The sequence below is a fragment of the Microbacterium sp. SZ1 genome (assembly GCF_002362255.1).
Lineage (GTDB): Bacteria > Actinomycetota > Actinomycetes > Actinomycetales > Microbacteriaceae > Microbacterium.
In genome coordinates this window covers 67,269-93,449 of record NZ_LPVV01000023.1, presented here as the reverse complement: position 1 = coordinate 93,449, position 26,181 = coordinate 67,269, and the positions used below count along the sequence as shown (strand labels likewise).

Genomic DNA, 26,181 nt, shown 5'->3' with positions numbered 1-26,181 from the left:
ACTTAGATAACCTCCGGCGCCAGCGAGACGATCTTCATGAACTTCTTGTCGCGAAGCTCACGGCCGACCGGGCCGAAGATGCGGGTGCCGCGGGGCTCCCCGTCGTTCTTCAGGATCACGGCGGCGTTCTCGTCGAACTTGATGTACGAGCCGTCGGGACGGCGCGTGGACTTGACCGTGCGGACGATGACGGCCTTGACCACATCGCCCTTCTTGACGTTTCCACCCGGGATCGCGTCCTTGACCGTCGCGACGATGGTGTCGCCCAGACCGGCGTAGCGGCGGCGCGAGCCACCGAGGACGCGGATCGTGAGCAGTTCCTTCGCGCCGGTGTTGTCGGCGACCTTGAGGCGAGACTCCTGCTGAATCACTTGGCCTTCTCCAGAATCTCCACCAGACGCCAGCGCTTGGTGGCGCTCAGCGGGCGGGTCTCGTTGATCAGGACGAGGTCGCCGATGCCGGCGGAGTTCGCCTCATCGTGCGCCTTGACCTTCGAGGTGCGGCGGATGACCTTGCCGTAAAGCGGGTGCTTCACGCGGTCCTCGACCTCGACCACGATGGTCTTGTCCATCTTGTCGCTGACGACGTAGCCACGACGGGCCTTGCGGTAACCGCGGGCCTCGGCGTCGCGCACATCGTGTGCGGCGTGCTCGACCTCAGCGGCTGCAGCCTTCTTCTCAGCCATCACTCGGCCTCTTCCTTCACGGCGTCGTCAGCGGCATCCGCCTTCTTCGCCTTCGACTTGGACGCCTTCTTGGCCGGAGCCTCGACGGGAGCGGGCGTCGCACGGATGCCCAGCTCGCGCTCGCGGATCACGGTGTAGAGGCGCGCGATGTCGCGCTTGACGGCGCGGATGCGGCCGTGGCTCTCCAGCTGACCGGTGGCCGACTGGAAACGGAGGTTGAACAGCTCCTCCTTGGCCTTGCGCAGCTCCTCAACGAGGCGCTGGTCTTCGAACGTGTCGAGCTCTGCCGGAGCGAGCTCCTTGGTGCCGATCGCCATTACGCGTCGCCCTCCTCGCGCTTGATGATGCGTGCCTTGAGCGGCAGCTTGTGGATTGCTCGGGTCAGTGCTTCACGAGCGAGTTCCTCGTTGACACCGGCGACCTCGAAGAGGACGCGACCCGGCTTGACGTTGGCGACCCACCACTCGGGCGAGCCCTTACCGGAACCCATGCGGGTCTCAGCCGGCTTCTTGGTGAGCGGGCGGTCGGGGTAGATGTTGATCCACACCTTTCCACCACGCTTGATGTGACGGGTCATCGCGATACGAGCGGACTCGATCTGACGGTTCGTCACGTACGCCGGGGTCAGAGCCTGGATGCCGAACTCGCCGAAGGAGACCTTCGTGCCGCCGGTGGCCTGGCCATCGCGCTTCGGGTGGTGCTGCTTGCGGTACTTGACCTTGCGGGGGATAAGCATCAGGCAGACGCTCCTTCTGCGACGGGAGCCTCGTTGCGCGGCGCGCGGCGGCGGTCGCCACCACGGTCGTCACGACGGGACTTCGGTGCGTTGGCCTGCTCGCGAGCAAGCTCCTTGTTGGTCAGGTCGCCCTTGTAGATCCAGACCTTCACGCCGATGCGGCCGAAGGTGGTCTTCGCCTCGTAGAAGCCGTAGTCGATGTTCGCGCGCAGCGTGTGCAGCGGCACACGACCCTCGCGGTAGAACTCCGAGCGGCTCATCTCGGCGCCGCCGAGGCGGCCGGAGACCTGGATGCGGATGCCCTTGGCGCCAGCGCGCTGCGCGCCCTGGAGACCCTTGCGCATCGCGCGACGGAACGCCACACGAGCAGACAGCTGCTCGGCGATGCCCTGCGCGACGAGCTGAGCGTCGGCCTCGGGGTTCTTCACCTCGAGGATGTTCAGCTGGATCTGCTTGCCCGTGAGCTTCTCGAGGTCGCCGCGGATGCGCTCGGCCTCTGCACCACGACGACCGATCACGATGCCCGGACGGGCGGTGTGGATGTCGACGCGGACGCGGTCACGGGTGCGCTCGATCTCGATGTTCGAGACGCCGGCGCGGTCGAGCTGCGTCTGCAGCAGACGACGGATCTTGATGTCCTCGGCCACGTAGTCGGCGTAACGCTGACCCGGCTTCGTCGAGTCCGAGAACCAGCGCGACACGTGGTCCGTGGTGATGCCGAGGCGGAAGCCGTACGGGTTTACCTTCTGTCCCATTACTTGCTCGCCTTCTTGTTGCTGTCGCCCGCAGCGGCCGGAGCCGCCTCAGGCGTCGAGAGCACGACCGTGATGTGGCTCGTGCGCTTCTTGATCTGGAAAGCGCGACCCTGTGCACGGGGCTGGAAACGCTTGAGCGTCGTGCCCTCGTCCACGTACGCGTTCTTCACGTACAGGTCCTGCTCGTCGAGGTACTCGCCGTCACGATCCGCCTTGACCTGCGCGTTGGCCATGGCCGACGCGACAAGCTTGTAGATCGGCTCACTGGCGCTCTGCTGTGCGAACTTCAGGATCGCGAGAGCTTCCTGGGCCTGCTTGCCCTTGATGAGCGCGACGACACGACGAGCCTTCTGAGGGGTCACGCGGATGTGTCGCACGCGTGCGATGGACTCCACCATTTCTCTCTCCTCTATCGCCCCCGCGTCAGCGGCGGCGGCCCTTCTTGTCGTCCTTCTCGTGGCCGCGGAAGGTGCGGGTGGGCGCGAACTCGCCCAGCTTGTGACCGACCATGGTCTCGGAGACAAACACGGGGATGTGCTTGCGACCGTCGTGGACCGCGATCGTGTGACCCAGCATGGCCGGGATGATCATGGACCGACGCGACCAGGTCTTGATGACGTTCTTCGTGCCGGCTTCGTTCTGACCGATCACCTTGCGAAGCAGGTGCTCGTCGACGAAGGGGCCCTTCTTGAGACTGCGAGGCATCTTCTCTTACTCCTACTTGCGCTTCTTGCCGGCGTTACGGCGACGCACGATGTACTTGTCGCTTTCCTTGTTGGCGTGACGGGTACGACCCTCAGCCTGGCCCCAGGGGGTGACGGGGTGACGACCACCGGACGTCTTGCCCTCACCACCACCGTGCGGGTGGTCGACCGGGTTCATCGCGACACCGCGGACGGTGGGACGGACGCCGAGCCAGCGCTTGCGGCCGGCCTTGCCCCAGTTGATGTTCGACTGCTCGGCGTTGCCGACCTCGCCGATGGTCGCGCGGCAGCGCGCATCGACGTTGCGGATCTCGCCCGAGGGGAGACGCAGCTGAGCGTAGGGGCCGTCCTTCGCGACGAGACGGACGGATGCACCGGCCGAACGCGCGAGCTTCGCACCGCCGCCCGGACGGAGCTCGATCGCGTGGATCACCGTACCGGTCGGGATGTTCTTCAGCGGGAGGTTGTTGCCCGGCTTGATGTCGGCGCCTGCACCCGACTCGACGATGTCGCCCTGCTTCAGCTTGTTCGGCGCGATGATGTAGCGCTTCTCGCCGTCGAAGTAGTGCAGCAGCGCGATGCGAGCCGTGCGGTTGGGGTCGTACTCGATGTGAGCGACCTTGGCGTTGACGCCGTCCTTGTCGTCGCGACGGAAGTCGATGACGCGGTACTGGCGCTTGTGGCCACCACCGATGTGACGGGTCGTGATGCGGCCCTGGTTGTTGCGACCACCGGTCTTGGCGAGCGGGCGCAGCAGCGACTTCTCCGGCGTCGATCGGGTGATCTCGGCGAAGTCAGCCACCGACGAGCCGCGGCGGCCCGGGGTCGTGGGCTTGTACTTGCGAATAGCCATGATTGTCCTTTATCCCCCGGATCAGCCGATTGCCGTGAAGATGTCGATGGTGCCCGACTTCAGGGTCACGATGGCGCGCTTGGTGTCCTTGCGCTTGCCGGTGCCGAAGCGGGTGCGACGAGCCTTGCCGACGCGGTTGAGGGTGTTGACCCCTGCGACCTTGACGCCGAAGATCTTCTCGATGGCGAGCTTGATCTCGGTCTTCGAAGCGCGCGGGTCCACGAGGAAGGTGTACTTGCCCTCGTCGATCAGACCGTAGCTCTTCTCGGACACGACCGGCTTCAGGATGATGTCGCGCGGGTCCTTGTTCAGGGCCGTCTGGAGAACAGATGCCTGCTCGCTCATGCGGAGACCTCCTGGTTGGCGCCGGACTTCGAGGAGATGAACGCCTCGAGAGCGGCCTGGGTGAAGACGATGTCGTCGGAGACGAGCACGTCGTAGGCGTTGAGCTGGTCGAACGACAGCACGTGGACGTGGCTGAGGTTGCGGATGCTCTTCAGCGCGAGCTCGTCGCCGCGCTCGATGACCACGAGGACGTTCTTCGACGTGGCGACCTGGGCGAGGAAGCCCGCCGCGGCCTTGGTCGAGGGAGCACCGTCGGTGCCGAACGTGTCGATGGCGTGCAGGCGGTCACCGCGGAAGCGGTCGCTCAGCGCACCCAGCAGGGCGGCGGCGATCATCTTCTTGGGGGTGCGCTGCGAGTAGTCGCGCGGCTTCGGGCCGTGCACGATGCCACCGCCGGTCATGTGCGGCGCGCGGATCGAGCCCTGACGGGCGTTACCCGTGCCCTTCTGCTTGAAGGGCTTGCGGCCGGCGCCGGAGACCTCGCCACGACGCTTGGTCGAGTGCGTGCCCTGGCGAGCCGCCGCGAGCTGCGCGACGACGACCTGGTGGATGAGCGGGATGTTCGTCTTGACGTCGAACAGAGCGGCGGGAAGCTCGACCGAGCCTGCCTTCTTGCCGTCTGCCTTGAGGACGTCGAGCGCGAGAGTGGAGTCAGCCATGATCAGGCACCCTTCACTGCGTTGCGGACGTAGACGATGCGGCCACGAGCACCGGGGACGGCGCCCTTGACGAGCAGCAGACCCTTCTCGATGTCGACGGCGTGCACCGTGAGGTTGAGGACGGTCACGCGCTCGCCACCCATACGGCCGGCCATGCGCATGCCCTTGAAGACGCGGCTCGGGGTCGACGATGCGCCGATGGAGCCGGGCTTGCGGTGGTTGCGGTGCGCACCGTGCGAAGCCGAGACGCCCTTGAAGTTGTGGCGCTTCATGACACCGGCGGTGCCCTTGCCCTTGCTCGTGCCGACGACGTCGACGAGCTGGCCGGCCTCGAAGGTGCCGTCGACCGTGAGCTCCTGGCCCAGGGTGTAGTCGCCGGCGTCCGCGGTGCGGATCTCGGTGACGTGACGGCGCGGCGTGACGCCGGCTGCCTCGAAGTGGGCGGTCAGGGGCTTGTTCACCTTGCGCGGGTCGATCTGGCCGTAGGCGATCTGCACGGCGTTGTAGCCGTCCTTCTCGGGGGTACGGATCTGCGTGACCACGTTCGAGGCGAGCTCGATGACGGTGACGGGAACGAGCTTGCCGTTCTCGTTCCACACCTGGGTCATGCCGAGCTTGGTGCCGAGCATGCCCTTGGAAATCTTTGCGTTGATGTCAGCCATGTCGAACCTCAGAGCTTGATCTCGATGTTGACGTCGGCCGGCAGGTCGAGGCGCATCAGCGAGTCGACGGCCTTGGGCGTCGGGTCGACGATGTCGATCAGACGCTTGTGGGTGCGCATCTCGAAGTGCTCGCGGCTGTCCTTGTACTTGTGGGGCGACCGGATGACGCACACGACGTTCTTCTCGGTCGGAAGGGGCACGGGACCGACGACGGTCGCGCCCGCACGGGTCACGGTGTCGACGATCTTGCGTGCGGACGTGTCGATGACCTCGTGGTCGTACGACTTCAGGCGAATGCGGATCTTCTGTCCCGCCATTGTCTGCTCTCTCTCTTTAAGCGTCTTACCGTCCTGAGCCGGGTGACCCAGGGGCATTGGACGCACGTCGGCGCTGTTCGCGCCTCGGCACTCGATCGGTTCTGGGAACCGGTCTGCGCACCACTGTTCTGCTGTCAGCCCGCACGCCTCTCGACGAGCGGATTGCCGACCTCCACCGCGCACGGCGAAGCCCTCGTGATGAAGGTGTCGGGGGTGTCCTGCCACCCGCGGCCTAGGTCCCTGCGCTGTCGCGCCGCCTATGCACTGCCCTGGTGGTGATCCGGCGCACGCTGAGCGCGCCGAAATGTCGAACCTGTCTATTCTGCCACGGCGGATTTCTGTTCTGCAAACCCGGGCGTGTCGCGGTCGCTGAGCATCTGCTGAGCGCGTCCGCCGGGACCCCGTTCGGCGCCTCCGCAGCGCGGAGACCGGCTGCGATTCAGCGGGAGAGCGGGGCGAGGCATCCCCATGCCTCGCCCCGCTTGGGGAGGGCGTTCAGTGCGAGGGGGCACACCGAACGCGAGAACCCCGACGTGAAGGGACGCCGGAGTCCTCGACCGAGGGCACGGCGGAGCGTCCGCCGTGCAGGCGGGAAGACGCCAGGGCGCACAGAGTGCGCGCGTCGCACGATGATCCCCAAAATCGTTTCCCCAGTTGTGACGCGGACGAGCCGCGTAGACATGGGAGGTCGAACCCCTTCGACGTCCCCGACCGCATGTTCCCCAGGCGGTCGACTTCATTCTAAAGGCATCGTCCGCAGAAACGCGATACCGCCCTGTGGAAAACCCGGTTCCGGATGCAGGGCGGCGGCCCTCCCCCCGGAGAGCCGCCGCCGAGCGTCTGTGCGACGCCGCTTACTCGTTGCCGACGGCCTTGTCGGCGCTGTCGCGGATCTCGTCGATCTTGTCGGCCGCGCCGGGTGCGATCTTCTTGGCGAAGTCGGCCACGCCGTCGAGCACCTTGTCGCTGATGTCCTCGGCCTGTTCGCTCTTCACAGCCTCGGCGATCTTGTCCTTGTTCTGCTCGTACAGATCCTTGCCCTTGTTGACGGCGTCCTCGATACCCATACGGGCCCCCTTTTCACTGGTCGACGGCGACGGATCTCGCACGTCACGTACATTCTGCACGGAGGGCACGGCACGCGGAAGAAGTGTGTGACGGAGCGTCACCGAGCGGCTCCGCCACACTCTCCGTGGGAATCCCGCCTGCTCCTATTCCCCCGCCGCACGGCGACGACGGTGGGCGAGGAACAGCGCACCTGCGATCATCATGAGCGCGGCCAGGAACGCGAGGCCCCAGGCAGGCGCTGCACCGGTCGTCGCGAGCGGATCCGCGGCCGCGACGTCGGCGTCAGCAGCGGACACGAGGCGCGCGTCCGCGGTCTGCTCGCTCGCGGAGGCGACCGACACGACGTTCGTCACCGCCGGGTAGGTGGCCTCGGCGAGGTTCACGCGCAGCGTGAGCGTGACCTCCTCGTCGACGGCGAGACCGTCGGCGAGCGCCCAGGTCACGACGCGTCCGTCCGCGCGCGCCGTGGCATCGGGCGAGCCGGCGAACGACATCCCCTCGGGGAGAGCGTCGGTCACCACGACGGCACCCGGGTCGGCTGTCGGGCCGTCATTGCGGACCACGATCCGGTACAGTCCCGTCTTGCCCGCCTGGAACGTCCCCACGGCGGTCTTGGTGACGGTGAGCGCGGCCATCGGCGGCACGGCGACGGCATCCTCCGCGCGATTGTCGTCCGGAGTGCGGTCGGGATGCTGATCGCTGATCTCCGCGGCGGTGACCGCAGCCGTGTTGACGACCTCGGGGTATGACCCGACGAGGACGCGCGTCTCGATGATGAGCGGTGCGGCCCGCTCCGCCGGAGCGAGAGGCTGACCGTAGCGGGCGACCACGCGGGTGCCGGCTGTCGGGTCGTCCTGATCGACGGCCTCGACGGTCTCGATCGTCCAGTCGGCGCCGACGTCGTCGCCCGCGACCGTGAGCACCTCGAGCCCCGCCGGGACGACGTCCGTCACGACGACGTCCGTCGCCTCCGACGGGCCCGCGTTCGCGACCTGCAGGGTGAAGGACAGCTCGTCGCCGATGCGCACGGCATCCGCGTCATGCGTCTTCGCGATCGACAGGTCGACCTCCCTGACGACGGTCACGTCGGCCGTGTCGCCGTTGTTCGCGACGTTCGCGTCCGGAGTCCCCGAGGAGACCACGGCGGCATTCGTGAGCACGGCGCCCTGCCCGACGGCGGGGTCGACGAACGCGTCGAACTCGATGGTCGGGGCAGAGCCCCCGCTCACGAGACCCGCACCGGTCGGAACGAGCGCGAAGGTCACGGTCTGCGGAGCGGAGGCATCGACCGTCGCGGTCCAGGAGTCGGCGGACGCACCCGCCAGCGCGGTGAACGCGGTGCCCTCCGGCAGCTCGTCGACCACGGTGATCGGGCCGACCGCGTCGCTCGCGCCGAGGTTCTCGACCTCGAGGCGATAGCGGGCGGTCTCCCCCGCGACGGCCGTGGCCACCTCGGCGCCGTCGGCGTCGATCGCGGTCTTCGTGAGGCGCAGATCGGCGTCCGTCGTCACGTCGATGACCGCCGTGTCCGACACCTGGTGCGGAGACGTGGCCTGGCTGTCGTTCCACGACAGGGTCGCCGTGTTCGTCAGCGACGTGCCGGTGAGGACGTTCGAGCCGAGGAGCGCCACGACGGTGATCGTGCTCTCCCCGAGCGGGTGAGCCGCTCGTTCACAGGTCTGATCCGAGACCTCGCACGTCCATCCGGCACCCGCGATCGAGACGGCCGTGAGCCCCTCGGGCAGCATGTCGGTCACGAACGCGTCCGCGACCGAGGGTCCGTCGTTGCGCACCGTGAGCGTGTACTCGACCTCGGTGCCCGCGATCCACGGGCCCGCAGTGACGTCCTTCTCGATCGTGAGCTCGGCAAGCGTGACGATGTCGATCGACGCCTCGCCGCGGTTGTCGCTCGGGTCGGAGTCGTCCGGTCCGTCGACGTCGGCGGTGTTGACCAGTCGCTGCGGACGCACGTCCGGGGCGACGGCGGCCGTCACCACGATCGCGATCGTCTGCCCGGCCGCCAGTGTGTCGACGCCGGTGAGGGCCGCCCACGAGAGGGACCTTCCGTCGTCCGAGACCGTCGCGGTGGCGGTGCGCGCACCTGCGCCGGCGACGTCGATGGTCGACGAGACGTACGTCAGCCCGGCGGGCAGACGGTCGGAGACGTCGATCGGCGCGCTCGAGATGCTGGGGCCGTCGTTGGTGACCGTGAGGAGGAAGCGCGTCTGCGTACCTGCCGTCACCTCGGGCACCACGCCGTCCGCGACGGGCGAACCGTCGGCACCGAGCGCCTGCTTCACGATCGACAGGTCCGCCACGCGGTTCGATCCCGTGGTGTCGCCGTCCCGAGGGGTGTTCGTGGAGTTCGTCGCTTCCGCCCTGGCCTGGTTCTCGACGTCGGAGCCCGGCGTCAGCGCGGAGTCGACGGTGTACGTGACGACGAACGACCGGGTGTTGTCGGCGGCCGCGGCTGGGATCGCACCGGCGACCGCGAACGTGTCGTCCGTTCCCGGGCCCGCGGTGCGCGTCCAGCGACCGTTCTCGTCGTCCACGGAGGCGTAGGCGAGCATACCCGGCACCTCGTCCACGACGCGGACGTCGCGGGCATCCGCCGGACCGTTGTTGGTCACGACGATGCGGTAGCTGATCGTCTCGCCGGCGACGAGAGCGGGAAGCGGGCCGCCGAACTGCGCGGCATCCTTCCACGTCCCGCCGTCGCGGACCACGCGGGTCTTCGTGATCGCCAGGGTCGTGTCGTCACCCGGGGTGACCGACACCTCGCCGGTGTTGTTCGAGGTGACGGGATCGGTCGTCGCCCCGGGGGCGACGACGGCGACGTTGCGCACGGCGCCACCCGTCCACGAGGCGTCGACCGTGCCCGTGAGTGACAGGCCCTGCGCGGGTCCGACCGGCAGCTGGGCACCCGTGAACGTCCAGGTGACGGTGTCGCCTGCGGTTGCGGGCCAGCCGTTCGATGCCGAGACGGTCCATGCCGTGAGCGCGGACGACGGATCCTGCACGGCGCTGACGCCGGCCGGGATCACATCGGTGACGGTGATGCGTGCCGCCTCGGTCGAGACCGCGACGGACGGGCCGTTGTTGCGCACGCTGATGCCCCACGTGAGGGGACGGCCCGCGGTGACCTCCGTCGTGTTCACGGTCTTCGTGACCGCGAGGTCGGCCGCGCTCGAGATCGGCTTCGAGACGGAGGTCGCATTGTCCTTGGCGATGTCAGCAGGCCGCTCGAAGGTGCGACCGACGACATCGGCCGCGTTCGTCGCGGTACCCGTCGCCGGGGCCTGGATCGACACGTTCGCGACGAGCACGATGCGGTCGGTGCCGTCGGCCTTCAGCGTGCGGGTGCGGTCGCCGACCACGAACGGATCGGATGCCGTGCCGGAGCCCGACAGCGTCAGAGCGACGCCCGTGGTGTCCGCCGCGTTCGAGTGGTACCGCGCCGTGAAGGCACCGGTCGTCACGCCCGCCGGGAGGTCGGTCGTATCGCTGACGCGGAACGGCCCGCGCGCGGCATCCGGTCCCTGGTTGGTGACCGTGATGCGCCACTGCGGCTGGGTGTACCCGGCCCGTGCGGTGTCGCCCGCGGTCCAGGCGCCCTGTGCGTCACCGCCCACCGCCTGCTTGACGATGCGCAGGTCGGCGCGTCCGATGTGGGCGTCGGCCGTGGCGTCCGGTCCCGCGTAGGCTCCGCTCGCGTTGCGCGTCGCCCCGGTCGCGTCGGTGGCCGACCCGCCGACCGTGTTCCGGTGGTTGATCGACAGACCCGCACCGGGAGTGGTCACGGCACCGGGGTGCGGCACGGCCGAGAACGTCACGAGCAGCGTGCGCTGCGGAAGCGTCGCACCGCCGTCCGAACCGGGCAGGACAGGCTGTCCGCTCGACGAGCCCAGCGTCCAGGTCAGCGTCTGGCGGCCGTTCTGAACGCCGAGCGTGGGAGCGGCGAGGGCGACGGACGCCGCCGTGCCCACCGTGAGGCGCGGTACCACGGTCGCGTCGTACTCCCAGTTCGCGGGAAGCGTGTCCGTCAGCGTGATGGTCTGCGCGACCCCGGTGCCGGTGTTCTGGGCCTGGAGGGTCCAGGAGAACGACTCACCCACGAACGCCTCGGTGCCCGAGGTCGCCCGCTTGCTCAGCGCGACCTGCGGGAAGCGCGGCGTGATGTCCGCCGCGCCCGACGTGCCGGTGGCCCTCAGCGGGGCTCCACCGGGGCGAGTGCCGGTGCCGGGACGGTAGGCCCATCCGCCGCTCGATGCCGACTCGTAGCTCGTCGCGACGACGTTGTTGCCGAGCGTGCCGGTGCCGAGCGACTGCGCGGCGATGAACGTGCCGTCGTAGACGAAGTCGCGGGTGTTCGACCCGGCGAGGTTGCTCAGCGGACCGTCGATCGTCCAGGTGATCACACCGCCTCGCCCTTCCTGCAGCGCCGTGGCGTCGGAGAACGTCGCCCCCGCGAACGCGGGCTGGTCCGTGTCGATGCGGATGCCGGCATCCACCGTGTCGGTCACGACCACGCCGTAGGCGGGTGCCGTGCCGGCGCCGCTCGCGTTCGTCACGCTGACGCGGTAGGTGAAGGTCTGGTCGGGACCGCCGAGGGACGCCGAGCCGTAGCTGCTGTCGGGAGCGCCTGCGTTCTTGACCGCCTTCGCGATCGTCACGTCCGGGTTGAGGATCGTCACCGGAGCGGATGCCGTGGCGGTACCGCGCTCGGCGGGATCCGTCGTGCCGTCGATCCGGTTCCAGGCGAAGGTCGCGCTGTTGACCGGAGCGGCCGAGCTGACCGCCGTCGTCAGACGCGCCTGGTAGGTGACGGTGATCGTGCGGACGTCGCCCGCGGCGAGGATGTCATCTCGATCGATGGTCCACGACAGCACGTTGCCGCGCAGCGTCGGGGCGCCGACGGTCGGCTGATCCGTCGCGTCGGCCCACTGCACGCTCTCGGTGCGCGTGCCTTCGGGGAGGAACTCCACACCGGCCGGCAGGGTGTCGCTGAGCACGACGTCGTAGAAGTTCGTGCTCGACGGCAGCGTCGTCGTGACCGAGTAGGTGACGATCTCGCCCACTGCTGCGGATGCCGGCGACGCGGTCTTCGCGACGGAGGCGTCGGGCATCCGCACGGTGGCGTCCGCCGAGCGCGTGGCGAGGCCGCGGCGCTGGGCGGTGTCCTTATCGGCGCCCACGGCGAGAGGCAGGGTGTACCCGCTCAGCTCGGCGCGGTTGACGAACTGGGAGCCACCTCCCGCGAGCGCCTCGACCGTACCGGTGTAGGTGAGCGTGGGGGCTGAACCCGAGCCGCGGACGGCCGGGATGGTCCATTCGATGAGCGTGCCGGTGCCGGTGCCCTTCTGGATCGCCGCGTTCGCCGAGCTGGCGCAGGTGTCGGCGAGGAGGCGCGCGGTGCCGGCTGAGGCCACGAGGTCGCTCGGGGTGATCTGCTGCGGGACGCAGTCGATCACCGTCACGTCGTACAGCGCGGGGCGGTCCGCCGCGTTGCTCGCGGTGAGCGTGTAGGTGACCGTGCCGTTCGCCGAGACGGTCGTCGAGGAGGTGGTCTTCGTGAGCGTCGGCGACGGCTCGACGAAGTCGACGGATGCGGTGTCGGTGCGCGTCAGCCGCGCGCCGCCCTGCGCGTTGGGGTCGAGGAACGTCAGCCGTGCCGTGTTCGTGAGAGTCGTGCCGTGGGCGATGTCGGCCCGCGAGCTGCCCGCGGTCGAGGCGTCCCTGTCGGCGACCCACACCGTGATGCGGGCGCGGAAGGTCTGCGGCTGAGACGTCTCGTTGGTGTAGACGTCGGGGAAGGTGAGCACGCCGTGCGACTCCCCCGCTCGCTCCGAGATCCGGAAGTCCGCGGAGGTCGTGCCGATCGTGAGGGATGCTCCGCTCGGCCCGAAGAACTCCGCGCTGCCCTCGACGTACTGGTAGGACATGGATCCGGAGCCGGGCGTGATGCCGAGCCTGCCGTCGTCGGAGAGCACCGCCCCCTTGACGGTGGTGCGCGCGGGAATCGTCACGGAGTACTCGAACGTGGCCTTCTCGCCCTGCACGATCTGGGTCGCACCGTTGCGGGGACCGTCGCCGAGGTCGCTGGTGTCGGTCGACGGGTTCGCCGCCGGGGCGACCTCGGTCGAGATGAGGTTCTTGTCGACCGCGACATCGGGGAGATGCACCTCGGCGGTGCCGACGGTGTCGTCGTCGGACGCCGTGACCTCTCCGTCTCGCGGAGTCCGGGTGGTGAGCTGCTGCCCTCCCCCGACGCCCTGGGGCACGACCGTGGTGGTGCGGCTCGGGGTGTTCTCGACCGCATAGCTGACGAGGCCCGCGGTGTTGGTGTAGCTCTGCGTGAGCTGAGCGGCGGCTCCCCCGCCGTCGACGCCTGCCGGCACGGTGAGCGTGTAACCCAGCGTCAGCCCACGCACCTGCTGCGGCGCGGTCTCCGTCGCCGCCGTGGAGCCGGCGACAGAGGCGCCGACCTTCCAGGCGATCACCGAGCGACCGGCGAACTCGCTCGTCAGCGCGATGCCGTCGGGCAGGGCGTCTCCGGCGTCGTACGCGGCGACCGTGACGTCGCCGGCCGGGATGGACGTGGTGGTGCCCGCGTCGTAGAGCTCCGAGGTGAACGAGCCGACGTCGGCCGTGGTGACGCCGGCGGGCAGGACGTCCCAGACCATGTAGTCGGTCGTGGCGTTCTGCGGTGCGGTGACGTCGATGCGGTAGTCGACGGCATCCCCCTGCACCACCTGGCGCGTGGGGATCCGTGCCCCGAAGTCGTCCCCGATCACGGAGCCGTTCACCGATCGGATGCCCTTGGTCAGGGTCGCTCCCCAGTCGAGGTCGATGCCCGCGTCGTCGCGCAGGAACGAGATCTCGCCGTCGACGTTGACCTGCTGGTACTTGGCGTGGTTGAGCGGGCTGTCGACGTCGTCGCGCGATGCCGACAGCGAGACCACCTCGGCGCGGATGTAGACGATCACCGCGCTGCCGGCCGGCATGAACCGGTCACCGCTGCCGGTGCGGTTGTGGTCGCCGAACTCCCAGGTGAGCGAGGTGCCGCTCGCGGCCGTGTCCGGGATGTAGTCGGTGGGGAACGTGCCGGAGCCCCAGGCCACGGGGCCGGCCGTGTTGCTGAAGCCGGGGATCCCCCGGAACCCGTACCGGATCTCGGCGATCTCGACGCCCTCGGGAAGGTAGTCGGTGAGGATCGGGTTGCGCGTGTCGATGCCCTTCGCGAACGGCACCGTCACGCGGTACCAGACGTCGTCGCCGGGCGAGAACGGCGTCGCGCTCTCGGCGGACCACGTCGCGTCGGCATCCGCCGGCGAGTCGCCGCGCTCGAGCACGACCTTCTCGAGACCCGTGTAGTTCGAGGTGATCAGTGCGGATGAGTCGTCGAGGGCATGACGAGTGCCGACGAGGTGGCTCAGCGCGGGGTCGTTCGCGATCGCCGCGATCGGCTCGGTCTCGGCCGCGACCCTGACCGTGTTGAGGAATCTGTCGCCCGAGCTCGTGCCGCCGTTCGCGCCGGTGTAGTTCGGACGCTGCATCACGGAGTACTCCCCCGTGAACGAGGCACCGGCGGCGAGGTCGTCGACGGCGAAGGTGGCTGTGAAGGTGCCGTCGGTCGTGTCGTACGCGAGGGCGGTCAGCTGCAACCCGGGCGAGAGCACGGCGCCGCTGGCCGCGCTCGGGAGGTTGCACGCATCGCCGGGGATCTCGAGGTTCCACCCCTCCTTCGACACGGTACGGTCGTCGATCTTCAGCACGGTGTCGCCGCCGGACACGGGGAAGGCGGGGCAGAGACCGTTCGGGATGACGTCGGTCAGCACGATGTTGTGCGCGTCCACGTACTCGCTCACGTCGACGCGAACCGAGTAGGTGGCGACAGAGCCCGTGGCGAAGAGACCGCCCGACTCGACGCCCTTCACGACGCGGATGTCGACCGCCTCGATGACCTCGTCATCATCGTCGGTGGCGGCCCGGTGCGCGGGGTCTCCCTCGAACACCGGGCCCTGGTACGCGCCGGCGACGACCGCGACGTTGCGGAAGGTCTGCGCAGCCTCGGGGGACTCGGCGCCGCCGTGGCGGGTGGACGCGCCCGTGTTGTTGTCGAGGTTCGCGGCCTGCGTGCCCGCCCCGGATGGGGTGGCGCCGGCGGGCCACAGGGCGTTGGCCAGGAGCGGCACGGCAGCGTGATACCGGATCTCGGCGGTCGCGCCGGCCGCCAGCTCGCCCAGCGTCCAGACGACCTTGGTGTAGACGCCTGCACCAGGGAGCCGCAGCGCAGCGGCCTCCGCCGCCGTGAACGCGACGGTGTCGACGGTCTCCCCCGCGGTGGTGCCGCCGGAAACAGGACCGGCACCCTGATACTCCGGGCGAGAGGAGTTGTCGGTCGTGGCGAGCCCGAGGTACTCGAGTCCGGCCGGCAGATAGTCGGTGACCGTCACGCCGGACGTCGTGCCGCGCGTGGTGTTCTCGACCCGCAGCGTGTAGGTGGTGACGTTGCGGTGCACGCCACGGAGAAGCTCGCTCTCGACGCTCGGTTCGCTCTTCACGATGCGCAGCGCCTGCACGGGCACGTCATCCGTCGCGGTGCCGGCGCCGGAGGTGTGGGTCGTGGTCTTCGCGACGCTCGGCGAGCCGTCGAAGGTGGGAAGGCGCGAGGGGTCGTCGCTCGTGTAGGCGCGGATGGAGAAGCCGACCTCGCCGCCGACGGGGTACAGGTCGGCGATCGGAGCGACCATGACGGTCGACGAGACGGTCCCTCCCTGCGGGAGGTCGTTGACGTTCGACCACACCCAGACCTGCTGCCCCTCGGGCACGGCGCAGAGCGGCGGCTCGTCCGACGGCACGAGCCCGCTCGCGAGGCAGTCGGCGTCGACCGTGCGCGAGCGGTTCGGCAGCGCCTCTCCGGCCTGGAAGACGGTCGGTGCGCCGAACGCTCCGGCCGAGACGAAGGAGACGGATGCCGGAAGCGCGGCGACGAGGCTCAGGTTGAACTGCGCTCCCCCGTCGGTGTTCGTGACGGCGATGTCGAAGCCGACGTTCTCACCTGCGAGCACGAAGCCCTTGCCGGCCGACGCGGGGTCGACGTTCTCGGCGGAGACGCGCGGCGCCCACGGCGCGGCGGTGGCCATCTGCGCCGACACCCCGAGAGCCAGTGCTCCCGCGATGAGAGAGACGACGGCGGTGACGGCCGTCAGTCTCCGGGCGCGCTGATTCATCTTTCGACGCAGGGTCGAACGCATGCTGAAACTCCCCTATGACCCCGCACACCACTCCCCGGCGTGCAGGCACTCCCCTCGCGCATGCACACCACGGATGCGGGACCGCGAACCTCGGGGGTTTCAGCGGAACGCAACGATAGCCGTCATCCCGGCCTTGACCCCGGGAGACGCACACGGGCTGCACGAAGTGCAGCGACTCTCACCTTATATGACACTTCAAGTTATATTCAAGCTCATATATCCAGACGTGCGCCGCCGGGGACGACGAAAGGGGCCGGACCCGAAGGTCCGACCCCTTTCGCAGGAAGCAGATGCTTACTTGATGATCTTCGTCACCGTACCGGCGCCGACCGTACGACCACCCTCACGGATGGCGAAGCCGAGGCCCTCCTCCATGGCGATCGGCTGGATGAGCTCGACCGTCATGTCGGTGGTGTCGCCGGGCATGACCATCTCGGTGCCCTCAGGCAGCGAGATGACGCCGGTGACGTCGGTGGTACGGAAGTAGAACTGCGGGCGGTAGTTCGTGTAGAAGGGGTTGTGGCGGCCACCCTCGTCCTTGGACAGGATGTACGCGGTGCCCTCGAAGTCGGTGTGCGGCGTGACCGAACCCGGCTTCACGATGACCTGGCCGCGCTCGACGTCCTCACGCTTGGTGCCGCGGAGCAGCAGACCACAGTTCTCGCCGGCCCATGCCTCGTCGAGCTGCTTGTGGAACATCTCGATACCGGTGACGGTCGTCTTCTGCGTCGGGCGCAGACCCACGATCTCGACCTCGGAGTTGATGGCCAGGGTGCCACGCTCGGCGCGACCCGTGACGACGGTTCCACGACCGGTGATCGTGAAGACATCCTCGACGGGCATCAGGAACGGCTTGTCGCGGTCACGCTCGGGGTCCGGCACGCTGTCGTCGACGGCCTGCATGAGCTCGAGGATCTTCTCGGTCCACTTCTCGTCGCCCTCGAGGGCCTTGAGAGCGGAGACCTGGACGACCGGAGCGTTGTCGCCGTCGAAGCCCTGGCTGGAGAGCAGCTCGCGGACCTCGAGCTCGACGAGCTCCAGGATCTCCTCGTCGTCGACCATGTCGGACTTGTTCAGCGCGACGAGCAGGTACGGAACGCCGACCTGCTTGGCGAGCAGCACGTGCTCACGCGTCTGAGCCATGGGGCCGTCGGTGGCGGCGACCACGAGGATCGCGCCGTCCATCTGAGCCGCACCGGTGATCATGTTCTTGACGTAGTCGGCGTGACCGGGAGCGTCGACGTGAGCGTAGTGACGCTTCGGGGTCTCGTACTCGATGTGCGAGATGTTGATGGTGATACCACGCTGGCGCTCTTCCGGCGCCGAGTCGATGGAAGCGAAGTCGCGCTGCACGTTGGTGTCGGAGGGGTACTTGTCAGCAAGCACCTTCGAGATCGCTGCGGAGAGCGTGGTCTTGCCGTGGTCGACGTGACCGATCGTTCCGATGTTGACGTGCGGCTTGGTCCGCTCGAACTTGGCCTTGGCCACTGGGTCCTCCTCAGGACGTCGTTGTAGAGGTGCCGGGCACTGGATTGCGACCGGTTCTCTACGGGTGTGATTCTCAGTTTAGTAGAGAGGGAATGTGAAGTTGTAGGTGACCTGGGAGCCGGGCCGGAACCCGGCTCCCAGAAAGGGTTACTCGCCCTTGGCCTTCTGGACGATCTCGTCGGCCACGGCGCGCGGGACCTCGGCGTAGCTGTCGAACTCCATGGAGTAGACGGCACGGCCCGAGGTCTTCGAGCGCAGGTCGCCGATGTAGCCGAACATCTCGGACAGCGGCACCGACGCGCGGACGACCTTGACGCCTGCGGCGTCCTCCATCGACTGGATCTGGCCGCGACGCGAGTTCAGGTCGCCGATGACGTCGCCCATGTACTCCTCGGGAGTACGGACCTCGACGGCCATCAGCGGCTCGAGCAGCACGGGGTTCGCGCGACGAGCGGCCTCCTTGAAGCCCATGGAGCCCGCGATCTTGAACGCCATCTCCGAGGAGTCGACGTCGTGGGCCGCACCGTCGACGATGGTCGCCTTGACGCCCACCATCGGGTAGCCGGCGAGCACGCCGACGTTCATCGCGTCCTGGAAACCGGCGTCGATCGAGCCGATGTACTCACGCGGGATGCGACCACCGGTGACCGAGTTCACGAACTCGTAGGTCTTCTCACCGTCGAGCTCGAGCGGCTCGATGTTGAACTGGATCTTGGCGAACTGGCCCGATCCGCCGGTCTGCTTCTTGTGCGTGTAGTCGTGCTTCTCGACGGCCTTGCGGATCGTCTCGCGGTACGCCACCTGCGGCTTGCCGACGTTCGCCTCGACGCGGAACTCGCGCTTCATGCGGTCGACGAGGATGTCGAGGTGCAGCTCGCCCATGCCCTTGATGGTCGTCTGACCGGTCTCCGGGTTGAGCTCCGTGCGGAAGGTCGGGTCCTCCTCGGCGAGCTTCTGGATCGCGAGACCCAGCTTCTCCTGGTCGGCCTTGGTCTTCGGCTCGATGGCGACCTCGATCACCGGCTCCGGGAACGTCATCGACTCGAGGACGACCGGCGCGTCGATCGCGGCGAGGGTGTCACCGGTGGTGGTGTCCTTCAGGCCGATCACGGCGTAGATGTTGCCGGCGGTCAGCTTGTCGACCGGGTTCTCCTTGTTGGCGTGCATCTGGAAGATCTTTCCGATGCGCTCCTTCTTGCCCTTGGTCGAGTTGATGACCTGAGCGCCCGACTCGAGCTCGCCCGAGTAGACGCGCACGTACGTCAGACGACCGAAGAACGGGTGCACCGCGACCTTGAAGGCCAGGGCTGCGAACGGGTCCTTCGCGTCGGGGTGACGCTCGATGATCTTCTCCTCGTCCTTCGGGTCGTGCGCCTCGATGGCGGGCACGTCCAGCGGGGACGGGAGGTAGTCGACGACGGCGTCCAGCATCGGCTGCACACCGCGGTTCTTGAACGCCGAGCCGCAGAGCACGGGGTAGATCTCCGAGGCGACGACCATCTTGCGGATGGCGCCCTTGATCTCGGCGACCGTGAGCTCCTCGCCGCCGAAGAACTTCTCGAGAAGCTCCTCGTCGGTCTCGGCGACCGTCTCCAGCAGCTGCTGGCGGTAGTCCTCGGCCTTGTCCTTGAGGTCGGCCGGGATCTCCTGGATCTCGTACGACGCACCCATGGTCACGTCACCCTTGGCGTCGCCGGGCCAGACCAGCGCGCGCATCTCGACGAGGTCGATGACGCCGACGAAGTCGTTCTCGGCGCCGATCGGGAGCTGCAGCACGAGCGGCTTGGCACCGAGGCGGTTGATGATGGTGTCGACGGTGAAGTAGAAGTCCGCGCCGAGCTTGTCCATCTTGTTGACGAAGCAGATGCGGGGGACGTTGTACTTGTCGGCCTGACGCCACACGGTCTCGGACTGGGGCTCGACGCCCTCCTTGCCGTCGAACACGGCGACCGCGCCGTCGAGGACGCGGAGCGAGCGCTCCACCTCGACCGTGAAGTCCACGTGACCGGGGGTGTCGATGATGTTGATCTGGTTCTTGTTCCAGAAGCAGGTCACGGCGGCAGACGTGATCGTGATGCCGCGCTCCTTCTCCTGCTCCATCCAGTCGGTGGTCGAGGCGCCGTCGTGCGTCTCGCCGAGCTTGTGGTTGACGCCCGTGTAGAACAGGATGCGCTCGGTCGTCGTGGTCTTTCCAGCATCGATGTGCGCCATGATGCCGATGTTCCGAACCTTGCTCAGGTCGGTGAGCACGTCTTGTGCCACAGGAGTGTCCTTATCTTTTCGTGCAGTCGTACTGCGAAGAGGGGGTGCCCGCCCCCGGCGTGTGGCCGGGGGCGGACGAGGCTGTCACCAGCGGTAGTGAGCGAACGCGCGGTTCGACTCGGCCATCTTGTGGGTGTCCTCGCGGCGCTTGACCGCGGCACCCAGGCCGTTCGACGCGTCGAGGATCTCGTTCTGCAGACGCTCGGTCATCGTCTTCTCACGACGACCCTTGGCGTAGCTCACGAGCCAGCGCAGGGCGAGGGTGTTGGCGCGGTGAGGCTTGACCTCGACCGGCACCTGGTAGGTCGAACCACCGACGCGGCGGCTCTTGACCTCGAGAGTCGGGCGGACGTTGTCGAGCGCCTTCTTCAGCGTGGCGACGGCGTCCTGGCCGTTCTTCGCCTCGACGCCGCGGAGGGCGTTGTAGACGATCGACTCGGCGAGCGACTTCTTGCCGTCGACCAGGATCTTGTTGACCAGCTGGCTGACGATCGGAGCGCCGTAGACCGGGTCGTTGACGACGGGACGCTTGGGGGCGGGACCCTTACGAGGCATTGGACTCAGCCCTTCTTCGCGCCGTAGCGGCTGCGAGCCTGCTTACGGTTCTTGACGGCCTGGGTGTCCAGGGCGCCACGGACGATCTTGTAACGGACACCGGGGAGGTCCTTGACACGACCACCGCGCACGAGCACCAGCGAGTGCTCCTGCAGGTTGTGGCCCTCACCGGGGATGTACGCGGTGACCTCGGTGCCGTTGCGGAGCTTCACACGAGCGACCTTGCGCATCGCCGAGTTCGGCTTCTTCGGGGTGGTGGTGTAGACGCGGGTGCAGACCCCGGCCTGCTGCGGGTTCGACTTGAGCGCCGGCGCCTTGGTCTTCGAGACCTTGGGCGAGCGACCCTTGCGAACCAACTGCTGAATGGTTGGCACGTTCTCTCCTCATAGTGCTGCACGGTGACAGCGTGATGGGTTTCACATCATGACCCACCGGCACGCCGGAACCGGCGAGCTTTTGCGGTGGTGGGTATGCCGTGGGGGCGGACCGGCCATGGAGCCGACGCCCAGCGCGCACGTCGAGACGTGCACACACCTGATCAAGTGTAATGCCGCGTAACCTGAGCGGTCAAATGACCGCAGCCGACTCCGGAGCTACGGCACATCCGGGTCGAAGGGAGAGTCGAGCGACTGCGTGAGTTCGGCGAGCATCGCCTCGATCTGCGGCTCGACGTGCTGCGAGATGGCCGCCTGGATGCGGATGCGATGGCGAAGCAGGATGCCGCAGATCTCGCGGCCCACCATGTTCGCGTACTCGTCGGCGAGAGCGACCTCCTGCCGCAGCGCCGCCTTCGCCTCGTCGGTCAGCGGCGGGAGCGGCGGGAGCGCGGCGGACTCGTCGTCGGCGAGACCCGCGATCGTGAACAGGAACGGCGCCCCCGGCACCGGCTCGGGGTCGAGCGGCAGCCCGTCGAACTCCGGATCCAAGTCGTCGGCCGGACGGTAGGTGCGCGCGCGATTGCGGGCGGCCTGCTGATCCAGCTCCCGTTGCAGCATCGGCAGGTTCCGCGCCGTGTACTCCGCGACCGCATGGTCGACGATGGTCTTCATGCGCGTCGACAGACCGTGCTGCACGCCGTGCGGGGCGTTCGCGCCGATGCCGGCCGCGGAGAGGATCGGTGACCCGAGGCACCGGCGACAGGGCGCGACGCGCCCTCGGTGGGTGGCCGGCTCCCAGCGCGGCACCCAGCGCAGCCAGGCCTCGACGGCCTGGTCGACCTGCGTCTCCAGCGAGCGCTCCACACGTAGAGCGTACGATGCGCGCACGCCGCGCGCGGCGATTTCGCGCAGGACGGCGGGGCGTCACTCCGAGTCCTCGTCCTCCCAAGGCCACCGCGGCCGTCCCGACCTGGTACGACGGAGGGCCACGCCTGCCCACGCGGCGATCGCCGCCGCCACGAGGAGCACGGCACTCGCTCCGCCACGCACGAGATCACCGGCCACTGCCGTCGCGATCACGAGATCGCCGCGCGCCACCAGCACCGCCGCCCACAGCACGATCAGGTGCGACAGCGCGGTGGCGAGAGCCGTCGCCGGCACCGACAGGAAGGATGGATGCTCTCGGCGCAGCGACGACCACAGCATGAGCGCGAAGGCGACGAGAGCCCCGAGCATCCCGACCACCCCGGGGATCTGACCGAGGCCGCGCACCGCGATGATGTCGGCGTCGGTCGCGACGCTGAGCGCACCGAGCCCGAACACCGCCAGCGCGAAGAACCCGATCGTGGCGAGAGTGAGCGCCAGGACGCGCGAAACCCCCGCGGACCCGGGTCCGCGGGGGTTCGGCGACGAGGTATCGGCCATCACCTCGAGAGGGTCGGCCCGGCCTCGAGCGTGCGCTCGTACTCGCGCTGGGCCTCGGCGTTGAGCTCGGTCTTGCGGGCGCCGCTGCGGGCGACCCACGCCCCGAACCAGATGGTCAGCTCGCGACCGAACACGAAAGCGGCGATCGCGAGCGGCGCGAACAGCTGCTCGCCGATCAGTTCGCTCCCCTCGCGGGCGGTGAGCAGCCAGAACCGCTCCTCGAACAGCTGGCCGAGCAGATGGCCGCCCCAGGCGAAGAGCCCGACGATGATGCCGAACACCACCCACAGGCCCCAGCGGCCGCGGTTGATGAAGGCCCCGAGCAGCCAGAACCCGAGGAAGAAGACCACCACCGGCACCCAGAAGCCCCAGGTCGTCAGCGGCGCGAGGGCGGACTGGCCGATGTTCTCGGCGGTGACGTCTCCGGTCCACGCGCCCAGGCCGAGGGTCGTCCCGAGGTACAGGATCGCGAACGCGAGGGTCGCGAGCAGGCCGATGGCTCCGGCGGTCCCGCGGTTGCCGCGTTCGCGCGGCGGCTCGGGCGCCTGGACGAAGATGGGCTGCTGCGTGAAGGCGGGCGCGACGACGGGCTCGGCGACCGCCGTGCGCTCCGCGACGACCGGCTCGGAGGGCACGACGCGCGTCTCGGTGTCGTCGGGTGCCGAGTAGGCGGCGGACGCCATGGTCGACTCGCTGTGCACGATCGGAGCGGAGTGTGCGGCCGTGGCGTCGGCATCCCGATCGGAGAAGGAGGAGTCGCGCTCCTCGGAGCGCGCGAGATCGTTCAGCTCCGGCGTGGAGAACGTGCCGGGGTGCTCGCGTTCGGCCGCCTCGAAAGCGGCGAGATCGGGGTCGACGGCCGGATCCGTGCGCGGTGCGGGGACGTCGCCCTCCGCGGCATCCGTCGTCGAACGGCCGGGAACGTCCGCGCGGGCGGCCTCGGCGGCGTCGAGACCAGCGTTCGCGCTGTCGACGACGTCATCGACGTCCTTCCGCCGCTCGGGCTGGGGAACCTCGGGGTCACTCATGGGTGCGCCTCTCATCGGATGTGTGCTCTGCGAGATTACCGCCGCGCGTCGGCGCGCCCCCGGAGGCGTGCCGACGTGTCGCCCGACCGGTCGGCACGCGGATTCAGGCGCTCGACGGCCGTCAGGGAAGCAGCGTTCGCAGAGTGTCGCCGGCGAACGTCGCGAGGGTGGGCACTATGGGGATCGCGAGCCAGAGGAGACCCAGGATCACGCCCGTGCACAGCACACCCGCGATCCAGCTCATCGCCAGATTCCGTCCCCCTACCCGTGCCATGCCTCCACGGTACGACCGGCGCGCACGGAAACGAGGAGGCAACGCCGACGCATGCTTCACGCGTCTCCGATCGTTACACTCTCCCTATGGCTGACAGTTCCTTTGACATCGTCTCGAAAGTGGATCACCAGGAGGCCGAGAACGCCCTCAACCAGGCCCGCAAGGAGATCGAGCAGCGCTACGACTTCAAAGGCACCGGTGCGTCGATCGCCTGGAGCGGCGAGCAGGTGCTGATCACCGCCAACACGGAGGAACGGGCGAACGCAGTCCTCGACGTCTTCCAGTCCAAGCTCATCAAGCGCGGCATCTCTCTCAAGAGCCTCGAGTCGGGCGACCCTTTCGCAAGCGGCAAGGAGTTCCGCATCGTGTCGTCCCTCAAGGACGGGATCTCCTCGGAGAACGCGAAGAAGATCAGCAAGATCATCCGCGATGAGGGCCCGAAAGGTGTCAAGAGCCAGATCCAGGGCGACGAGCTGCGCGTGCAGTCGAAGAGCCGAGACGACCTGCAGGCCGTGATCGCCCTCCTCAAGGGATCCGACCTCGACATCGACCTGCAGTTCATCAACTACCGCTGACGCGGTCCCCTCCTCCTTCTCCCCCGGCCGGCCGATCACTCGCCATACCGGCCGCCCCCGGCGACACATCAGGATTTTTCCTGCGCGGCGGTAGCACATTATCCACAGATCCCGATCGCATACCGATATACGGGTTCTCGTGCCCGACACTTGAAACGTCGCATCCTGATGCGGCCGACGATGAGTCGAGGCACGACACGCTGCGAGTCCTTTGATGGCTTCGCGCTCCTCCGACCCCCCTGTGTGGGCGGAGGTGCAGGCATCTCCGCGCTCGGCATCGTCTGCGGTTGACGAGCACCTGGCGCGTTCGCCACCGCGGACTCATCGGCGTGGTTCCACGATGGTGCCCCGCCGTGAGCACATTCTCGTGCGCTCACGGAGAGCGCCTGTGGGGTATTGGCACGACGAACGACTTCGTGATCTAGCGGCCCGTCCGCGCGCTTCATGGGGCTCGGATCCGGGAACGTAGGTGGGGACAAATCCATGAAGAGCAGGACCAACTCGATGAAGACCATGCGGGAAGGAAAGCAGCTCCTGGCCGAGGAGGTCTTCCAGCACATCGGTGCGCAGATCGTCGACGGCGAACTACCGCCGGGGCACCGCATCCGCGATGTCGACGTGGCCGAAGAACTCCACGTCTCTCGCACTCCGGTGCGCGAGGCGCTGCAGAGGCTCGAGCGCCTCGGGCTCGTCACGATGTACCCGAGCCGCTACACCGAGGTGACCGCCGTGTCGCCCGAGGTCGTCGAGCAGACCCTGGAATTCGCCGGCTATCAGGCGGGTATGGCGGCACGGATGGGAGTCGCCAGGATGTCCAACGAGGACCGCGACCGCCTCGCCGAGCTGATCGACGAGATGTCGAGAGGAATCTCGCCCCATGACCACGTCTTCGAGAGTCGCTGGGCGGTGTTCGCGTTCCTGAGCGGCCGAAGCCGCAACGCGCAGCATCAGTTCCTCCTGAACGACGCGAGCATGGCGCTCGCGAGGAACCTTCGGGCATGGCGCGTGCCGGCTGCCGACCACGAGCGGATGCTGGGCATCTACCGCGACTTCCGGGAGGCCGTGCTGACCGCCGATGCCGACGCGGCGGAGCGCCTCGCACGAGCGATGCACTACGTCTGATCCGAGGCCGCTCGTCAGACGCCTCTCATCTCGTGGCGGACCACCCGGTCACCCACCGTTCGAGCCTCTCGTAGGCCTCGTCGCGCGCTTCATGGCGGGAGAGGAACACATCGTGCAGAGCGCCCTCGATCCGCTCGACCGTGACCGACGGCCCGAGCTTGAGGGACGCGCGAGCAATGTCGTCGACCACGAGGACGGAGTCGACCCGTGTGAGGACCTCCGACCACCTGGTCGGCGGTGCCGACCGTGCGGAGAGCAGCACGCACACGGGGGCATCGATCGCCAATCCCGCGGCGACCGCTCCGTGCCCGACGAGGATCGCGTGGAACCACCCCGCGTGCACGGCCATGGTCTGCGCCGGACGCCACGCGAGATCGATGTCCATCGGGTCGGTGTCGTCGGCCACCTCCTGTTGGGCTCGGGTGTAGAAACCGAGGTCGACCTGCGGCGCCACGTCTCGGGGCGCCCAGCGCGCCTGCAACTCGGCGACCGGAGCGATGAGCGGTCGCGCGGACGCGACCTGGAATTCCAGCCACGGGCTGTTAAGGATCACGGCGTCCGCCGTCTTCGGATGCCGTGCCGCCCAGAGACTGAGGGTCAGACCACCCGTCGAGTGCCCGAGCAGCACCAGCTGCCGCTCGGATGCCGCTCCGTCCTGACCGCGACCCATCGCGTCGAGCGCAGCGGCGATGTCTTCGTCGTACGTCGCCAGGTCGGTGATGTACCCGGGTGTCTGGCCGTCGCGCAGGCTGCGACCGTACTTTCGGAGGTCCAGCGCGAAGAACCGCGCTCCCCTCGACGTCCAGAACCGCGCGAGGCGCTTCTGGAAGAAGTAGTCGGACCAGCCGTGCACGTACAGGACATCGGCGTCATGGAGTACTCTCCGGCGTCCGAGGACGCGACCCCACCAAGCGGACTCCGGCGGAAGCGCTCGAACCAGGGTCGCGACCACGGGACCCTCGTCGTCGGCATCGAGGTCGAGGGTCAGCTGCTCGAACTCGTCGCCGAGGACGTCCGGGATCCAGTCAGCCATG

At 68.2% G+C, this 26,181-nt stretch carries 25 protein-coding genes; 2 read left to right on the top strand and 23 right to left on the bottom strand.

Annotated elements, in window-relative coordinates; translation table 11 throughout:
• Nucleotides 1-2 precede the first annotated feature (2 nt).
• The 22 genes from rplN to AUC47_RS16755 all read right to left on the bottom strand — a co-directional run bounded on the left by rplN (nucleotide 3) and on the right by AUC47_RS16755 (nucleotide 23,450).
• Complete coding sequence (rplN, locus tag AUC47_RS10235) at nucleotides 3-371, bottom strand: 50S ribosomal protein L14 (RefSeq protein WP_053097479.1); 369 nt, start codon at nucleotides 369-371, stop codon at nucleotides 3-5.
• Nucleotides 368-685: a 30S ribosomal protein S17 gene (rpsQ, locus tag AUC47_RS10230; protein ID WP_096715095.1), complete on the bottom strand. Its 318-nt coding sequence runs from the start codon at nucleotides 683-685 to the stop codon at nucleotides 368-370. The genes rplN and rpsQ overlap by 4 nt, the downstream gene beginning before the upstream one ends.
• Entirely contained in the window at nucleotides 685-1,002 is a 318-nt protein-coding gene (rpmC, locus tag AUC47_RS10225) for a 50S ribosomal protein L29 (protein ID WP_050722500.1), read from the bottom strand. The genes rpsQ and rpmC overlap by 1 nt, the downstream gene beginning before the upstream one ends.
• Nucleotides 1,002-1,421, bottom strand: coding sequence for a 50S ribosomal protein L16 (rplP, locus tag AUC47_RS10220; RefSeq protein WP_045275476.1), 420 nt, complete (start codon nucleotides 1,419-1,421; stop codon nucleotides 1,002-1,004). Before rplP ends, rpmC begins: the two co-directional genes overlap by 1 nt.
• Nucleotides 1,421-2,176, bottom strand: coding sequence for a 30S ribosomal protein S3 (rpsC, locus tag AUC47_RS10215; RefSeq protein ID WP_050722499.1), 756 nt, complete (start codon nucleotides 2,174-2,176; stop codon nucleotides 1,421-1,423). The genes rplP and rpsC overlap by 1 nt, the downstream gene beginning before the upstream one ends.
• On the bottom strand, nucleotides 2,176-2,574 hold the full coding sequence (gene rplV, locus AUC47_RS10210) for a 50S ribosomal protein L22 (protein WP_025102404.1): 399 nt from the start codon (nucleotides 2,572-2,574) through the stop codon (nucleotides 2,176-2,178). Before rplV ends, rpsC begins: the two co-directional genes overlap by 1 nt.
• Nucleotides 2,575-2,599: 25 nt before the next feature.
• Complete coding sequence (rpsS, locus tag AUC47_RS10205; protein WP_045249922.1) at nucleotides 2,600-2,881, bottom strand: 30S ribosomal protein S19; 282 nt, start codon at nucleotides 2,879-2,881, stop codon at nucleotides 2,600-2,602.
• A 12-nt stretch (nucleotides 2,882-2,893) separates the two neighbouring features.
• Entirely contained in the window at nucleotides 2,894-3,733 is an 840-nt protein-coding gene (gene rplB, locus AUC47_RS10200) for a 50S ribosomal protein L2 (RefSeq protein ID WP_096715094.1), read from the bottom strand.
• 21 nt (nucleotides 3,734-3,754) lie between these two features.
• Complete coding sequence (gene rplW, locus AUC47_RS10195; RefSeq protein ID WP_017829206.1) at nucleotides 3,755-4,078, bottom strand: 50S ribosomal protein L23; 324 nt, start codon at nucleotides 4,076-4,078, stop codon at nucleotides 3,755-3,757.
• Nucleotides 4,075-4,737, bottom strand: a complete 663-nt coding sequence (gene rplD, locus AUC47_RS10190) for a 50S ribosomal protein L4 (RefSeq protein ID WP_096715093.1) — start codon at nucleotides 4,735-4,737, stop codon at nucleotides 4,075-4,077. Before rplD ends, rplW begins: the two co-directional genes overlap by 4 nt.
• A 2-nt stretch (nucleotides 4,738-4,739) precedes the next feature.
• Nucleotides 4,740-5,399 (bottom strand): 50S ribosomal protein L3, encoded by a 660-nt coding sequence (gene rplC, locus AUC47_RS10185; RefSeq protein ID WP_096715092.1) that lies wholly within the window; start codon nucleotides 5,397-5,399, stop codon nucleotides 4,740-4,742.
• Between the two features lie 8 nt (nucleotides 5,400-5,407).
• Nucleotides 5,408-5,716: a 30S ribosomal protein S10 gene (gene rpsJ, locus AUC47_RS10180; RefSeq protein WP_017201594.1), complete on the bottom strand. Its 309-nt coding sequence runs from the start codon at nucleotides 5,714-5,716 to the stop codon at nucleotides 5,408-5,410.
• 854 nt (nucleotides 5,717-6,570) lie between these two features.
• Nucleotides 6,571-6,783, bottom strand: coding sequence for a hypothetical protein (locus AUC47_RS10175; RefSeq protein ID WP_045264638.1), 213 nt, complete (start codon nucleotides 6,781-6,783; stop codon nucleotides 6,571-6,573).
• A 144-nt stretch (nucleotides 6,784-6,927) separates the two neighbouring features.
• Nucleotides 6,928-16,017 carry an isopeptide-forming domain-containing fimbrial protein gene (locus tag AUC47_RS10170; protein WP_143740722.1) on the bottom strand — a complete coding sequence of 3,030 codons (9,090 nt, stop codon included), beginning with the start codon at nucleotides 16,015-16,017 and terminating at the stop codon, nucleotides 6,928-6,930.
• Between the two features lie 318 nt (nucleotides 16,018-16,335).
• Nucleotides 16,336-17,529 carry an elongation factor Tu gene (gene tuf / locus AUC47_RS10165; RefSeq protein ID WP_096715090.1) on the bottom strand — a complete coding sequence of 398 codons (1,194 nt, stop codon included), beginning with the start codon at nucleotides 17,527-17,529 and terminating at the stop codon, nucleotides 16,336-16,338.
• 147 nt (nucleotides 17,530-17,676) lie between these two features.
• Entirely contained in the window at nucleotides 17,677-19,791 is a 2,115-nt protein-coding gene (gene fusA / locus AUC47_RS10160; RefSeq protein WP_096715089.1) for an elongation factor G, read from the bottom strand.
• A gap of 84 nt (nucleotides 19,792-19,875) precedes the next feature.
• Complete coding sequence (rpsG, locus tag AUC47_RS10155) at nucleotides 19,876-20,346, bottom strand: 30S ribosomal protein S7 (protein WP_050722490.1); 471 nt, start codon at nucleotides 20,344-20,346, stop codon at nucleotides 19,876-19,878.
• A 5-nt stretch (nucleotides 20,347-20,351) separates the two neighbouring features.
• Nucleotides 20,352-20,720: a 30S ribosomal protein S12 gene (rpsL, locus tag AUC47_RS10150; protein WP_013584051.1), complete on the bottom strand. Its 369-nt coding sequence runs from the start codon at nucleotides 20,718-20,720 to the stop codon at nucleotides 20,352-20,354.
• 219 nt (nucleotides 20,721-20,939) lie between these two features.
• Complete coding sequence (locus tag AUC47_RS10145) at nucleotides 20,940-21,587, bottom strand: spermidine/putrescine ABC transporter substrate-binding protein (protein WP_179297580.1); 648 nt, start codon at nucleotides 21,585-21,587, stop codon at nucleotides 20,940-20,942.
• Between the two features lie 60 nt (nucleotides 21,588-21,647).
• Nucleotides 21,648-22,148, bottom strand: coding sequence for a hypothetical protein (locus AUC47_RS10140; RefSeq protein ID WP_256999522.1), 501 nt, complete (start codon nucleotides 22,146-22,148; stop codon nucleotides 21,648-21,650).
• On the bottom strand, nucleotides 22,148-23,176 hold the full coding sequence (locus AUC47_RS10135; protein ID WP_096715088.1) for an ABC transporter: 1,029 nt from the start codon (nucleotides 23,174-23,176) through the stop codon (nucleotides 22,148-22,150). The genes AUC47_RS10140 and AUC47_RS10135 overlap by 1 nt, the downstream gene beginning before the upstream one ends.
• Nucleotides 23,177-23,297: 121 nt before the next feature.
• Nucleotides 23,298-23,450 carry a hypothetical protein gene (locus tag AUC47_RS16755; RefSeq protein WP_179297579.1) on the bottom strand — a complete coding sequence of 51 codons (153 nt, stop codon included), beginning with the start codon at nucleotides 23,448-23,450 and terminating at the stop codon, nucleotides 23,298-23,300.
• Between the two features lie 86 nt (nucleotides 23,451-23,536).
• Between AUC47_RS16755 and AUC47_RS10130 the strand changes: the two genes are divergently transcribed.
• Nucleotides 23,537-24,025, top strand: a complete 489-nt coding sequence (locus tag AUC47_RS10130) for a YajQ family cyclic di-GMP-binding protein (protein WP_096715087.1) — start codon at nucleotides 23,537-23,539, stop codon at nucleotides 24,023-24,025.
• A 483-nt stretch (nucleotides 24,026-24,508) separates the two neighbouring features.
• Nucleotides 24,509-25,147: a GntR family transcriptional regulator gene (locus tag AUC47_RS10125; RefSeq protein ID WP_256999521.1), complete on the top strand. Its 639-nt coding sequence runs from the start codon at nucleotides 24,509-24,511 to the stop codon at nucleotides 25,145-25,147.
• Between the two features lie 25 nt (nucleotides 25,148-25,172).
• On the opposite strand, the gene AUC47_RS10120 is transcribed toward AUC47_RS10125, so the two are convergent.
• Nucleotides 25,173-26,180, bottom strand: coding sequence for an alpha/beta hydrolase (locus AUC47_RS10120; RefSeq protein WP_096715086.1), 1,008 nt, complete (start codon nucleotides 26,178-26,180; stop codon nucleotides 25,173-25,175).
• Between the last annotated feature and the right edge of the window lies 1 nt (nucleotide 26,181).